At 48.4% G+C, this 14,351-nt stretch carries 11 protein-coding genes; 4 read left to right on the top strand and 7 right to left on the bottom strand.

Annotation, left to right across the window (positions count from 1 at the left end; genetic code table 11):
- Nucleotides 1-33: 33 nt before the first annotated feature.
- The 3 genes from OOK74_RS13855 to OOK74_RS13845 all read left to right on the top strand — a co-directional run bounded on the left by OOK74_RS13855 (nucleotide 34) and on the right by OOK74_RS13845 (nucleotide 2,781).
- Nucleotides 34-663: a tetratricopeptide repeat protein gene (locus tag OOK74_RS13855; protein WP_278183323.1), complete on the top strand. Its 630-nt coding sequence runs from the start codon at nucleotides 34-36 to the stop codon at nucleotides 661-663.
- Nucleotides 664-686: 23 nt separating this feature from the next.
- Entirely contained in the window at nucleotides 687-1,343 is a 657-nt protein-coding gene (locus OOK74_RS13850; protein ID WP_278183322.1) for a response regulator, read from the top strand.
- 61 nt (nucleotides 1,344-1,404) lie between these two features.
- Nucleotides 1,405-2,781, top strand: coding sequence for a sensor histidine kinase (locus tag OOK74_RS13845; RefSeq protein ID WP_278183611.1), 1,377 nt, complete (start codon nucleotides 1,405-1,407; stop codon nucleotides 2,779-2,781).
- 83 nt (nucleotides 2,782-2,864) lie between these two features.
- On the opposite strand, the gene OOK74_RS13840 is transcribed toward OOK74_RS13845, so the two are convergent.
- From OOK74_RS13840 to OOK74_RS13825, 4 genes are read right to left on the bottom strand one after another with little or no spacing between them, the layout of a single operon-like run.
- Nucleotides 2,865-4,247 carry an ABC transporter ATP-binding protein gene (locus OOK74_RS13840; RefSeq protein ID WP_278183321.1) on the bottom strand — a complete coding sequence of 461 codons (1,383 nt, stop codon included), beginning with the start codon at nucleotides 4,245-4,247 and terminating at the stop codon, nucleotides 2,865-2,867.
- Nucleotides 4,244-5,035: an ABC transporter permease gene (locus OOK74_RS13835; protein WP_278183320.1), complete on the bottom strand. Its 792-nt coding sequence runs from the start codon at nucleotides 5,033-5,035 to the stop codon at nucleotides 4,244-4,246. The genes OOK74_RS13840 and OOK74_RS13835 overlap by 4 nt, the downstream gene beginning before the upstream one ends.
- On the bottom strand, nucleotides 5,032-5,991 hold the full coding sequence (locus tag OOK74_RS13830; RefSeq protein ID WP_278183319.1) for an ABC transporter permease: 960 nt from the start codon (nucleotides 5,989-5,991) through the stop codon (nucleotides 5,032-5,034). The genes OOK74_RS13835 and OOK74_RS13830 overlap by 4 nt, the downstream gene beginning before the upstream one ends.
- Entirely contained in the window at nucleotides 5,984-7,516 is a 1,533-nt protein-coding gene (locus OOK74_RS13825; protein ID WP_277206396.1) for an ABC transporter substrate-binding protein, read from the bottom strand. The genes OOK74_RS13830 and OOK74_RS13825 overlap by 8 nt, the downstream gene beginning before the upstream one ends.
- 343 nt (nucleotides 7,517-7,859) lie before the next feature.
- Between OOK74_RS13825 and OOK74_RS13820 the strand changes: the two genes are divergently transcribed.
- Nucleotides 7,860-9,530 carry a flagellar assembly protein A gene (locus OOK74_RS13820; protein WP_277206395.1) on the top strand — a complete coding sequence of 557 codons (1,671 nt, stop codon included), beginning with the start codon at nucleotides 7,860-7,862 and terminating at the stop codon, nucleotides 9,528-9,530.
- A 108-nt stretch (nucleotides 9,531-9,638) separates the two neighbouring features.
- Here OOK74_RS13820 and OOK74_RS13815 read toward each other — a convergent pair whose 3' ends face one another.
- The 3 genes from OOK74_RS13815 to OOK74_RS13805 are packed head-to-tail and all read right to left on the bottom strand — an operon-like array spanning nucleotide 9,639 to nucleotide 14,346.
- Nucleotides 9,639-11,750: a type I secretion system permease/ATPase gene (locus OOK74_RS13815; RefSeq protein WP_278183318.1), complete on the bottom strand. Its 2,112-nt coding sequence runs from the start codon at nucleotides 11,748-11,750 to the stop codon at nucleotides 9,639-9,641.
- Nucleotides 11,751-11,764: 14 nt separating this feature from the next.
- Nucleotides 11,765-13,678, bottom strand: coding sequence for a bifunctional diguanylate cyclase/phosphodiesterase (locus OOK74_RS13810; protein WP_278183317.1), 1,914 nt, complete (start codon nucleotides 13,676-13,678; stop codon nucleotides 11,765-11,767).
- 5 nt (nucleotides 13,679-13,683) lie between these two features.
- On the bottom strand, nucleotides 13,684-14,346 hold the full coding sequence (locus OOK74_RS13805) for a transglutaminase-like cysteine peptidase (RefSeq protein WP_278183316.1): 663 nt from the start codon (nucleotides 14,344-14,346) through the stop codon (nucleotides 13,684-13,686).
- Nucleotides 14,347-14,351 lie beyond the last annotated feature (5 nt).

Genomic DNA, 14,351 nt, shown 5'->3' with positions numbered 1-14,351 from the left:
GAAGGGGATAGCATAGTTACAGGAGATCGAGTGATGAAAACGATAAGCAAATGGATAAGTCTCACGCTGCTGTTCGGGCCGCTCAGTAGTGCGTATGCCATGACACCGTTAGAGCAAGTGCAGGCCGATTGGGCCAAATGTCGATATCAAACCCCTAGTATCGATCAGCAAGTTAGCTGTTATGAACAAACCATCGCCGAGACTCAATTAGCGCTGACTCACGACAGTAATAATCCGGAGCTGAAAGTGTGGCTGGCGATCAATCAATCCTCATTGGCTGGCGTTAGCAGTGGGCTTGGCGCACTATCGTTAGTCAAAGAAGCCAAAAGCTTATTAGAACAGGTGATTGAACAAGCTCCCAATACTTTAGACGGTTCGGCTTTCACCAGTTTAGGTATTTTGTACTATAAAGTGCCGGGCTGGCCGCTATCATTTGGGGATACCGATCAGGCGGAACAATTATTAAAGCAAGCGTTGGCGATTAATCCTACCGGAATTGATGCTAACTATTTTTACGGCGATTTTCTAATCCAGCAGGGGCGTGAAGCAGAAGCTAAACGTTATCTGCAACAAGCACAGCAAGCCCCCGCGAGACCTAATCGAGCGGTGGCTGATGCGGGTCGCCAACAAGAAATTGCGCAGCTGTTAGCCAGTCTAAAATAATGTTAGTCAGCCTAAAATAACCTATGCGTTTATTATTGGTGGAAGATGACACGCTACTCGGCGAATCGATGCAAGCTGCGTTAAGTCGCCAAGGGTATACCGTGGATTGGCTAGTGCGCGGAGCTGGTGTCGCCAGCACCTTGAAAACTGAGCAATTCATTGCCGTTATATTGGATCTCACCCTGCCGGATATGGATGGCTTAGACGTGCTGCGCCAGATCCGGCGTGCGGGTTACACATTGCCGGTGATGATCCTCACTGCTCGTGATGATATTCGCGACCGAGTCAAAGGCTTAGATAGTGGTGCCGATGAGTACATCGGTAAGCCTTTTGCGTTGGAAGAGTTGCTCGCCCGTTTACGGGTGATCATTCGCCGCAGCACTGGCAACGCGGAAGCGTTGATCTCAGTTGCTGGGCTTAGTCTGTCGCTCTCCAAGCAAGAGATTTACTATGCGCAGCAGGCGCTAAAATTAACCCGCAATGAATATAAAATTTTAGCCAGCTTAATTACCCAAGCTGGGCGAGTGCTGAGCAAGGAGCAGTTGCAACAGGCGTTACATGGATGGGATGAAGCCAGCAGCGATAACGTTGTGGAAGTGCACATCCATAATCTGCGTAAAAAATTACCAGAACATGTGATTAAAAACCTGCGTGGTGTGGGGTATATGATTGAAAAATAAACGCGTATTTTCAATTAAACGCCGCCTTACCTTGACATCAGTGTTGATGAGTCTTGGGCTGATGCTGGTTTCGCTCTGTTTGAGCTATTTCAATGCTCGGCATGAAGTCGCAGAGGTATATGATGCCAGTCTTGGACAATCGGCTAAGTTACTGCTGATGGCCACCGCAGATCCCGCCAGTCCATTGCTTGATCATCAGCAGCGTGAATATTTTGATTTATGGATGCTGCATATTCAGCGCTTAGCTAAAGCCGATGACGATACTGCCACCCTGTTTGGTCATCCTTATGAGCAATACCTGCTGTTTCAGTTTTATCGTGATGGCCAGCTATTGTTTAGCTCCGATATTAATTTGCCGGCTTTGAGTAAAGGGCGTGATTCGATAGGGTTTGCCGACCTTTGGTTAGAGGGGACTCGCTGGCGCTCTTTTCAACTGAGCCATCCGATTGAAGATCACAGTAAAGCGTATGTTTTAGTTGCAGAAAAACAGAGTATTCGTGATGAAGCGATAAATCAGATTGCCTTGTCGACAGCACTGCCACAACTGATGCTAGTTGTTTGCTTAATTGGCGTACTCATGCTGCTGATTGAGCGTAGTTTTCAGCCGATTCAAGATCTCAAATCGGCGTTGGCACTGCGCAGTGTGCATAAACTGGACCGAATTTATGTTGAGCAGCCAACGCTCGAACTCACCCCTTTAGTTGAAACCCTCAATCAACTGCTCGGTGAATTAGAGTTAGCTTGGCAGCGAGAGCAGCGTTTCACCCGTATGGCGGCTCATGAGCTGAAAACTCCATTAACGGTGCTGAAACTGAATGCGGAAAATGCGTTATCCAGCACGAGCCCTGAGCAACTTAAGCAGGATTTACAGCGTATTTTAAAAGGCATTCAACGCACGGATAGATTGATCCAGCAACTATTGATGCTGGCTAAAGTGGAAAGTAGCACTAACTTGGTCAAACAGCCGGTTGATTTAAGTCGAGTGATTAAGCAAGTAATGAGTGACTTAGCTCCGATGGCATTTAAACAGCAGCAACAACTCAGTTTTAGTGGAACCACGCTCTGGGTATGGGGCGATGAACTGTTACTCGCAGTGTTGTTTAAAAACCTGCTCGACAACGCGATCCGCTATTCGGGTCCAGCTAGCCAGATTGAGGTATTACTCTCTCAGCAACAGGAGGTAATAGAAGTTGCGGTTAGCGACAGCGGGCCGCCCATCGATGATGTGACCCGTGACAAAATGTTTGAAAACTTTTATCGGGCCAACCCACCAAAAGGCGATGGTGCCGGGCTTGGGATGTCGATTTGCCGCGATATTGCTGCGGCGCATCATGGGCAAGTGATACTGTTGCCACGAGCTGAAGGGCGTAATCAGTTTGTGGTGCGTTTTGCTGAAGGTCAGCATTTACAGTGTAAACCACAAATCCAACACCCTTGATCAAGCGTCGGGCTCGATCAAGGGCGTTGGTGTTGAAGCGTGGTATGGTCTAGCGGATGATATGGTTTACACGGTGATATGGCTTACAAGGTGATCACCCGATGGCAATTTTTCTCCAGTGCTACTGGTTCGTGGCTGATCAGAACCAAAGCACAACCAATCTCTTGGGTTAATTCGACAATCAACTGCAAGGTGCTGGCCGCGGTGATCGGATCAAGTCGTGAGGTCGGTTCATCGGCGACCAATATTTTCGGCTCAGCGAGCAACGCACGCAAAATATTAAAGCGTTGTAACTCACCGCCAGATACTTGATCGGCCTTACGGGATAACAAATCAGGCGACAGTTTTAAGCGCTGCAATAAGTACGGAATTTGGCTGTCATCGACTCGATGGCGTTGGCAAACATCATCCAATAAGGTGCGTAAGCTAACACTTTTGGTGACGGCACTCGGCGGATCTTGATACAGTTTGAGCGCTTTGCCAGTAGGGATTGAGGCTAAGCGATGTACCGCGCCTTCGCTGGGTTTGAAGAGCCCAAGTAATAGGTCGGCAAGGGTGGATTTTCCACAACCGCTGTCGCCACTAATCCCAAGAATCTCCCCCGCATGCAGAGTGAAGTTGAGTGAATCAAATAAGCGTTTATCCCCGCGCTGCATAGCAAGCTTTTCGACCCTCAGCAAGGGTTCGCCAACTGGTGTCAATCGCGTGTTTGGCCAGTGTCTTGGGTCGGCATTAATCAATGCTTTGGTGTAATCCGATTGCGGATGGTTTAATACTTGATGTGCAGGCCCTTGTTCTTGGATCACCCCTTTACGCATTACCATGATCGTCCCGCCCAGTTTTTCTGCCACTTCGATATCATGGGTAATGGTAAGTAACGCGCCATGGGTCAACTGCGCTTGTAGCAGAGCGATGATTTGATCGCGGCGGCTGGCATCTAAGCCTTTGGTCGGTTCATCGGCGATCAGAATCGGCGCTGCGGTCTGGGTGGCACATAAATAGGCGACTCGCTGCGCCATACCACCGGAAAGCTGATGAGGGTATTTACGCTGATCGCCCTCTAATTCAACGTGTTGAAAAGCCTCGGCGGTTAGTTTTTCATGGCTGGTTCGATTGCCCATCACCAGTTGATGCACTTCTGAAACTTGTTCGCCAGCGGGCATGATCGGATTTAACGCGTGCCAAGGCTCTTGCGGCAGTACCGCCAGTTGTTTACCCCATAGCGCTTCACGTTGTGCTGGTGTACGCTGATGCTGATATTGATCAAATAACCGGATCTGACCTTGGCCGTTGAGCTCGGCCGGTAGATTGCCGATGATGGCATTGGCGAGCAAACTTTTACCCGATCCCGTTTCACCTAAAATCGTTAGCGCTTGATGGTGGTATAAATCAAACGATAAGCTTTCGACTAACGTCGCTTGCCGATGAGTGATGGAAAGCTGTTGTACAGAGAGAAGCGCCGTCACGAGATTTTTCCTTTTGCCAGCAGTTGAAAACTTAAAACCAAAATAAACACCACCACAATCGGTTGTGCCAGCACCCAAGGTGCTTGGTGATAATAGCGAAACAGTTCGACCATCATCATGCCTAATTCGGCTTGTGGCGGCTTAAGCCCAACGTAAAGAAAGCCGATCGAAGCGAGCGCTAAAATGGCATTACCAGCGCCAAAGCAGCCCAGAGTAAAGAGATCTTCACGCAGTTCTGGCCACAGATGACGGCGAAATAAATACCAAGCGTTGAAACCATACAAGCGTGAGGCTTGGATTTGTGGCTGCTGTAATAAAGTTAAGGTTTTACTGCGTACCACCCGGAAATATTCGACCCACAGCATTAACGCGATGGCGAGATAGAGCATGAAAAAAGAGCCGGGCAAAATGGCCCCAAACAGCAATACCAAAATTAAGCCGGGCATGGCCAGCAGCACATTGAGCAACCAAGCAAAGCTTCTGTCCCACCAGCCGCCTTTCCATGCCGCGATGATGCCAGCGATTAAGCCGAGTGAAGCAGAGCTCACCACACAGGCGATCGCCATGCTGAGTGAGGTGGTGATCGCCGAGCTTAAACGGGCAAAATTACTGCGCCCATAATGATCGGTGCCCAATGGCTCTTGCCAAGTGGGCGTAGCCAAAGCTTGCTGCAAATCTTGTTTGGCCGGGTCGCCCTGGTAAACGAGCTGTTCAATACACACCAAACTGAGCAGAAGTAGCAGTAGTCCAAGGCCAAGCCATTGTGATTTTGATAGGTGAAGCTTCATTTTTTGGCCTCTGCGAGTGAATGGTGGAAATGTAAGCGCGGATCTAACGCATATTGGGTTAAATCGACCAAGGTATTGAGTGCGACAAACAGTAATCCCATCAACAGAGCACAGCCTTGGATCATAGGAATATCACGCTGAAAAATTGCATGAGATAAGGCATGGCCGACCCCCGGCCAAGAGAACAGCGATTCAATCATCACAATGCCTTCGACTAAACTCACCGCTTGAATGCCGACAAAGGCGATCACCGGCAGTGCGATATTACGCTGTGCATGGCGCTGAAAAGCTTGCTGCGGATCTAAGCCTTTTAAACGCGCAAAAGCATAGTAAGGGGAGCGCAGTACTTGGGCGGTTGAGTTGCGGATGATGCGACTCGACATCGCCGCCATCCCCAAAGCTAAAGCGAGCGCTGGCAAAACCAGAAACTTGGGCTGACCAAAACCTGCCACAGGTAACCAATTGAGCTGTAAAGCGAATAAGATCACTAGCCCTAAGCCGATCAAGAAAATCGGCTGCGCTTTAATAATAATCGAGATCAGCAGGGCGAAATGATCCGCCCATTGCTGAGTGCGTTTACCACAATACACGCCAATCGGGATCGCGATCAGCAGCGAAATCAGTGTTGCCGCTCCAGCCAGTAGCAAACTATGGCCGATGTTATGAGTCAGCGCATCGATGACCGGCTGATTACTGATCAACGAATTCCCCAAATTGAGATGCAGTAAATCCCATAACCACTGTAAATAAAGTTGCCATGCCGAGCGATCTAAGCCTAGCTCACTGTGTACCGCTAATGCCGCTTGGGCATTGACATAATCGTAGCCATAACGTCCGGCGGCGATTCGATAAGCCACATCGCCAGGGATCAAGCGCATTAAGATAAATGTGAGAGTACCTACGGACCAAGCCACCAACAGGGCTTGGTAAAAACGGTGTAAAAGTATTTTAGTCATGGAAACTCATCTGTGCGACGCGGTAGTTAATTTCAAAGGGATCGAAAGAGAAACCACGCACACGTTTATTCACCGCAACAATCTCACGATAATCAGTGACGGGGATAAGTGGCATCTCGTCAGCCAGCAATTGGGCCGCTTGTGTCACCAACTGTTGGTAGCGTGTGTTATCTGGCTCGATGGTCAGTTCAGTCAGCAATTGGCTAAATTGTGCAGATGACCAATTGGTTGGCCCCCAATCTGAACCTTGGTGGGTCGCAAAATCGTTCAGCAGTAAAGGCAAGGGATCGGCGATGATGCCGAAATTGCGTGCAATCAGCGCCATTTGTAAGCTGCCATCATGGTGTTTAGCCGGGATCGCGCTTGAATTATCCACCGAAATATTGACTTGAATGCCCACCTCTTTGAGCTGTGCTTGCAGTGCCGTGGCAATCAGAGGCAGCTCTGGTCGATCGGCGTAAGTCAGCAGCTGAATTTCAAATAATTGCCCCCCTCGTTCGAGTAAACCTTGCGGATTTAGCGTCCAACCTTGCTTGGCCAGCAGCGCTTGTGCACGGACCAGATCACGCTGCGGTGGGGCGTGCTGCGTTAAATGCCACGCTTGCAGAGCGGGCGAGAATAATTGGTATGCCTCTGAACCGGGCAATTTCAGTACCGATTGCGCAATACCTTGACGATCAATGGCTAAACTGATCGCTTGCCGTACCTCCGCGTGATTGATCAGGGGATGTTGATTATTGAGCTTGATCAGCACCGTACGCGGCATCGATTCAATATGAAGATCGAGATTTTTGCTCTGTTGCAGCGCTGGGATGCTGATCGGATCGAGGCTGTAGACCAGATCCGCTTGCCCTGTTTGGGCTAATAACGCTCGGCTTTCTGAGCGGTGCCCAGTTAAGTAGTTGACGTGCTCGATACTGGCAGGCTGGCCCCAATAATCGGTAAAGCGAGTCACGCTGGCTTTATGCGGTACTTGTAACTGGGCAATTTGATAAGGCCCAGTACCGGCAAGTTGAATGATGTTGCCGCTGGCATCATAAGAGCTCGCTGCCGCGATCGCTAATGAGTAGTGAGCCAGCATCGCAGGCAGCGGGCGATATACGTTATTTAACTCAATAATCAGCTGATCATCTTGCGCGCGGATAGTTTTGATCGGCGCTTGCTGAATGATGCCGGGTTTATTCAGTGCATGGTTCAGGGAGGTGGCGACCGCAGAGGCAGAAAGTAAGCTGCCATCATGAAATCGTACCGCTGGGCGCACATCAAAACGCCAGACTAAGCCATCCTCACTGACGCTCCAACGGGTGGCTAGCAAAGGATAAGGTTGCGAGTTTTGATTGATACCGACTAAAGCTTCCACCACTTGTAGGCGTGAAAATAGGTAGCCATCTTTAACCAAATCTTGACTGTTGAACTCAAAAGGGCCGGAGAGTTCCAGCGTTGTTGAGCCTGAATCATGGTGGGTAAACCATAATCCTACTCCGCCTAGCAGTAACATTAGACTGAGCAACCTCAGTATCTTCATGCAAATATCCTCAATCAAATAAAATGTTATAACATAACAATTAAACATGAGAATAAAAATCATGTCTATATAAACCTGTTGGTCATCGGAAATTATTTGCGGGCAATCGATGGCATGGCGGATGGGGATGACAGCAAACCTAGCCGGCTTGGCAATCCGTGATCGGGTAATCTTTGATCTTCGCTAGGTGCCAGATCGGACGGTGTTTTTCTTTCGATTTAAGTCACCGAGAGGGAGTGACATAGTGACCTAAGCCTGACTTTGCAGGCTGGACAGTTTGGAGATCGGCTTTCTTCTTATACACTTAAAGCATGAAGGTCCGCTGCTGTAAAAGATAAGTGTTATGTGGAAAGATATTCTGGAATTCACGCCCGATCGCAAACAAATCGTCGCCAAATTGGCGGCGCAATCAATGGCAAAAGAGTTTGACCGTAGTGAATTGCCAGTGGCTTTAGCCCAAATCGCGGCCGGAAAACTGTTTGTATGTGAGGAGGCGGTCACTCGGTTTATCAATGCCGCTAAACAAGCCCAAGGTACCGCTTTTGAAGGGGTAGTGATTGCAGAAGTACGTAATGCAACGGTGCGTGTGGTGCTGGGCGAAAATGATATGTTGGCCAGCATGCAGGTGACAGGAGCATACGGCGGTCGCGGTTTGCGTGGTAATGAGTTAGTACATGCTCTAGCGCAAGCTAAAGTGCTGAAAGGCATTAACAAACTGGCGCTAAAAAAAGTGTTATTGGTCAGCAACCAATTAGCGCCGGGTGATGAATTTATTCAACCTGTGGCGCGAGGCAAAGCGCCAATCCAAGGTCGTGATAGTCAATTTGTGCCTTTAGTGGAAGATGTGGCTAAGCGTATTTTGCGCCCCCAGCAAAAAGCGGGTGAAAACAAACTGGATATGCGCAATCTTGGTGCCACCATCACGGTGAGTGAAAACGATCCGGTGATGCGCCGTTTACCCGCGACTCAAGGCGAAATAGGCTACACAGTTCAAGGTAAATTGATTCAACCTCAGCCAGGCAAAGAGTTCCCGCTGGTGGCTGGCAAAGGGACACATATCTCGCCGACCGATCCTAATCTGTTACTTGCCAGTCAAGCGGGAATGCCGCTGATCAAAAAAAATACCATTGAAGTTGATAGTGCGCTTTGCTTAAACCACGTCAGTGTGGCGACCGGGCATATCCGTTTTAAAGGGAATATCATGATTGCCGGTGATATTGAGCCAGGCATGATTGTGCGTGCAACGGGCTCGATCAAAGTGGGCGGTTTTATTGAGTCGGCCAATGTTCAGGCACAAGGTGATATTGAGGTTGGTAAAGGTATTATTGGGCGTATGGTCACCGATGATAGTGAGCGCAGTTGTATTGTCAAAGCGGGGGCCAACATTCGCGCCAATTACGCACAATATGTCGAGCTGCAAGCGGCAGATTCAATTCATATCAGCGTGCATAGTATTGGTAATATTATCCGCTGTGGTAATGATTTAACCGTGCTCGACCGCAAAATGACTCAAGGCACATTAAGTGCCGGTAGCGCGAAAGTGGGTGGTAAAATCTTGTGTTTTAATCTTGGGGTTGAGGGTGATACCGCGACACATGTTGAGGCGTTTGCTCGCTACCAAAACTATAAAGATCGGCTCAACCAACATAAAGAGCTGTACAAACAAGCGCAAGATACCACGATGGCGTTGGTTCGGCGTGAAATCGAGCTGAAAAAACGCCCTAAAAATGAGCGTAGCGATGAAGAAACACAACAGCTCGAACAGAGTAAAGCGCAAGCGGCCAGTCAGATGGAAAAAATTAAACTCGCATTAGATACGCTAAATGAAGAGTTTGATCGGCAGTTACAGGAAAACACGGTAGAAGCGAAAAATAAAACCTTTACCCATGTCACCATTCAATTTGGTGATGAGAAAGTATTGACCAAACGTGAGCATGGCGCCTCGATTTTTAGCTTTAATCAGCGCGAGATTAAATTATCGTCACGCTTAGAGGCGGAAGATATCGGTATTTAATCTCGCCTCGCGAGGTGTGCGGTTGAACGCTAATTTTCGCTGGGCGTCGTTTCCCGCGTGATGATCTGACACTATCGCAGCGAACCGTTGCTTACTCCGCTTCCATTATTACACCACCCGCACATTTCCTTGGCGTAGCTCGTTAAGCACTTCATGCTTTGGACCATCAGCAATAATTCCCCCTTTTTCCATCACAATTACGCGATCGACCACATCCAGCATCGAGGTTTTATGGGTGATCAGGATCAGCGTTTCGCTCGGCTTTAATTGGCTGAGTTGCTGTTTAATGTGCATTTCTGAGCGGTTGTCCATCGCGCTGGTTGGTTCATCCATCAGTAGCACCGGTGGTCGGCCGAGTAGGGCTCGTGCAATCGAAACGGTTTGCCGTTGGCCACCCGAGAGCAGCATACCGCCTTCGCCAACTTGGCGCTCTAGACCGGCGGGATCTTGTTGAGTAAATACTGTGACCCCAGCTCGGTTGGCGGCATCCATCACCTCACGATCATCAGCGAGTGGGCGACCGAGGGTAATATTGTCGCGGATCGAGCCGTAAAACAGGACGCTGTCTTGTGGTACACAACCAATATTGCGCCGAATATCGATATGGTGCAGTTGGGCAATATTGGTATCATCGATGCGCACATGGCCTTCCGTTGGTTTATAAAGTCCCATGATCAGCCGCTCAAGAGTGGTTTTGCCGGAGCCAATTCGACCAATAATCGCGACTTTTTCTCCCGGATTGATGGTTAGGCTGAGGTCACGTACGGAAGCGATAGGGGAATTGGGGTAATGAAATGTGACGCGATCGAGTTCAATTTTGCCTTGAATGATTGGGCGATGAATATAACGTTTACCTTGCTCTTGCTCATCCGGCATTGCCATTATCTGCTCAATGATGGTCATCGATGATTTGGCTTGGTTGTAGCGCGTCGAAAGCAGCGAAAGTTGTACCAGTGGGCCGGTGGCTCGACCACTGAGCATGGTGGCGGCAATCAATCCGCCCATGGTTAAGTCACCATTGGAAATCAGGTAGACCCCAACAATGATCATACCAATATTCGCCGCTTGCTGAATAAATCCTGCGGTGTTTTGAATGCTATCGGTAATGCGACGACTTTTAATATTCCAGTTGGCCATATGTGCCACCGCTTCTTCCCAGCGGTATTGGAACTGTCCTTGTGCGCCAAACAGCTTCACTGTTTCTAAGCCAGTTAAGCTTTCAATCAGATTGGCGTATTTTTGTGAGGCAAGCTTGGAACCTTCTTCTATCGCGCGTCTTAATCGGGCTTGCATCAGTAGTGAGTAAACCACCAACATCAGCACACCAAGAATTGGCACCCAGACCAGATGTCCGGCCATTAAGCCGATCAACAGCAAAAACAGCAGTGCAAAGGGCAAATCAATCAGCGCTGAGATGGTGGCAGAGGTAAAAAATTCGCGAATCGATTCAAATTCTTGCAAATGACGAGCAAAAGCACCCACCGAAGGGGGACGAGCCTCCATGCGAATGCCCATCACTTTGCTAAACAGCTTGGAAGAAATCAGGATGTCAGATTTTTTGCCTGCTACATCAATGAAGTAATTGCGCAGCATTTTGAAGATAAAGTCGAACAGAAAGATCACTAAAATTCCGCTGGAAAGTACCCAAAGAGTTTCAAAGGCTAAGTTGGGGATCACTTTGTCATACACAATGCGTGAAAACATCGGCGCGGCAATCGCAAATAGATTGATTAGGATCGAGGCAATCAACACATCTCGATAGATGTGTTTGGATTGATAAATGGTACTCCAGAACCAATGACCCTCATTCGACTTGAGTATTTCGGGTGAACGTTCATCAAAACGAAACTGCTTTTTGACCATAAAGTAGCGGCCAATATAGCGTTGTTGGAGATCACTTATTGAATAAGCGACGGGCACCATGCCCGATTCTGCGGTGACGATTTCCGCTTCTTGGGTGGCTTGATTAATGCTGTTGAGTACGCAAGCTTCACCGCCTTTGAGCAGCAAGATTACCGGAAAAACTAATTGGGGGATGGCCTCTAACGCGGCGCGGTTTTCTTTCGCGATCAGCCCAGCTCTTTCTGCGGAACGAGGAAAAAGAAAAGGCGTGAGTCGACCTTCTGTCAACGGTAGGCCATTGATCAGCGCTTCAGGCGAATTGGCTAGCCCATAATAACGGCTTACGTACAGCAGCGAATTGAGTAACGTATCTTGCATGCCTTTGACCTTGGTTATTTATTAACAATAAAGCCTTGAAAGACTTCAATAAAATGTTCTGAGAGAAAATCGAGCTGAGTCTGGGTTTCAACCCGTGATGCAATGGTCGTGATGCCTAAGTTATGTGCAGTACGGGAGATGGAGGTTAGGGTGAAGGTTTGCCGTTCATCATCCAAATGGTGGGTGAAAAGGTAATCAAGTTTGACGTATTTGGGGCGAAATTCATTGATATAGTCCAGAGACTGGAAGTGACGCCCGTAGTTATCGACGCCAAAATCGGCCCCTGCGCTGCGTACTGCGTGACAAAATAGAGCCGTGTAATGTGGCTGATGAATAAAACAGTTCTCAGGGATCTCGAAATGCAGCCAACTGGCAATGGCTGGGTGTTTGGCGAGGATTTGGCTTATCCAGCGAATAAAACTCGCTTGAGAGAGACTGCCCTGAGCGATGTTGATGGCTAACGGTTCAGTCTGCTCGCCTTGTTCTAGTACCGCGATCACTTTTTCAATGATGTATTGATCAAATAAGTGACTGATATGCAGCTGTTCAAGCGCAAATAGGAATTGGTTGGCTGGGTAGCGCACCCCATCTTTCTCAAACGCAGAGAACACTTCGCGATGAAAGGTTTGTCCCCAACTGTTGTTGGCGGCTTGCAAGCGTAGCGTGAAGCCATCGTTATGCATCGCTTCTTCGACCAGCGTTTTCCACTGCTGTTTACCCCAGATGACTTTATCGGTATCACTATTAATGAAGCCATATTTCAATTCAGGGTTCGCTTTCGCTTTCGCCAGTGCATTATCCAATAAAGAGAGTAATAGCGTGTTAGACGATTGACGCTTGTTACTGACCACGACACCCAGCGCAAGATGGGTTTTACCCAATCCAGTGGGATCGGGATTAATGTTTTCGATACAGCTGATCATGCTATCGGCGACAATTTTGAGTTCACTGTGATCCATATTGGGCATGATGATCCCAAACTCATAGGTTGAGATGCGGGCCAGTAAGATATCTTTGGTGGTGATCGAGTTTTTCAGGCGATCGGCCAGTTCTCGTATCATGTCATCACTCGCTTGGTAGCCTTTTGTCTCATGCAACTCTTGGATAAACTCGGCTTGCAAAATAGCCACGCCACCCACGCCACTTTCGGTCAGCCAATTGCTTAATTGACTCATATAATAAGCGCGGTTACCTAATTGGGAAATCGGATCAAGATAAGCCCGTTCACGCAGTTGCTGCGCCTCTTTGGCTTGAGATTTAAAGGCGCTTTCGACCTGTTCAGACATCTTATTGATACCGTCAACCACTGAAATCAAATCTTGTGTGTTAGGGCGCGGCAGCGGTGCACCAAATTGATTGTTAGCGACCAGTTCCATCTTGTTGACGATCAGTTGTAGTGGTCGCAAAGCGCGTTTTAATAGCCAAGCGACCGCTAACATCCCCAGCATTAACATTGCAACAAAAGCAGTGCATAGGTCGAGCAAAGCATCCCATAGTTGGGCATAGGCTGGCCCCGGGTGGCTAACGATTTCGACTTCCGCCAATTGCATCCAACCGCTTGTGACCACGCGCCGATCATGAATCGGTGCAAATAAAGGCAGTTGAGTAAACCAGCTCGGAACGGTATTTGGCTGAATCGGATAGCTGCGCAGGATCTCATGGCCATCATCAAGGAAGATCAATCTCACCACGGAATAGCTACTGCCATCAAACAGTGCATTGATCACCGACTCGACGGCAACGGTGTCCTTTTGTTGTAAATAAGGAGCCAAAGCTAAGCCTACGGTATTGATGGTATTATTGACGTCAGAGCGTTGTTGTTGCTCAAGGCTGTTACGGGTGGTGTTGAATTGGATGCTGAAAACCGCAATCAACAACAAAATAAACACCGCGATCATCCCGGCGACAAGTTGTTTGTATAGCGTCATAGTGCCTACTCATCATAGCTAACTAGAGGTTTATTCAATTTAAGTGAGCGTTCTCTGGCTCTTAAGTCATTCCATAAACTGAGTCTGGAAGCATCGCCCGCCCATTGGCCGCGATGGGATTTCATTAGCCACAAACTCTTACCATTAAAGCTGTAAATTGGCAGTAAGTCTTGGCGAGTTGAAGCCGGTTTGAGTTGTGGATTGATGTTATCCAAAATAACCGGCTCCGAACTTGGGGTGGCATAATATGCCAACACCATATGAAATTGGTTTAATTCTATCGCTTTAACATACACGAGACGCAGTTTTTTATCCGATACACCGAGTTCCAGCAGTGAGAAATACTTCGCAATTGTGAAATCTTCACAGTCTCCGGCATTACTGCCGAGAAACTCTAGCGGAGTTGCCCAGTAATCTTTTACTCCCCACAGCTCAATATCATTAATGAAATTGAGTTGGTTAAAAAATGCGTTGACCGCGGGTAATTGTTCTTGTTCTGACAGCGTTGCCCATTGTGCGATGGCGTGCCGCCAAGTCTTTACCCGCAAGCCCGCCCTAGGGCCGTAAGTGGCTTGCACGGCATTGATCCACTGCTGCTCTTGGGGATTAAGCTCCGCCGCGAATGAGGAGACGCCAATCGCTAACCACAGAACAATCCAATGTTTCATGCGCC

Source organism: Vibrio misgurnus, assembly GCF_029635775.1.
In the GTDB taxonomy this organism is placed as follows: Bacteria; Pseudomonadota; Gammaproteobacteria; order Enterobacterales; family Vibrionaceae; genus Vibrio; species Vibrio chanodichtyis.
This window is presented reverse-complemented; position numbering and strand designations above follow the sequence as displayed.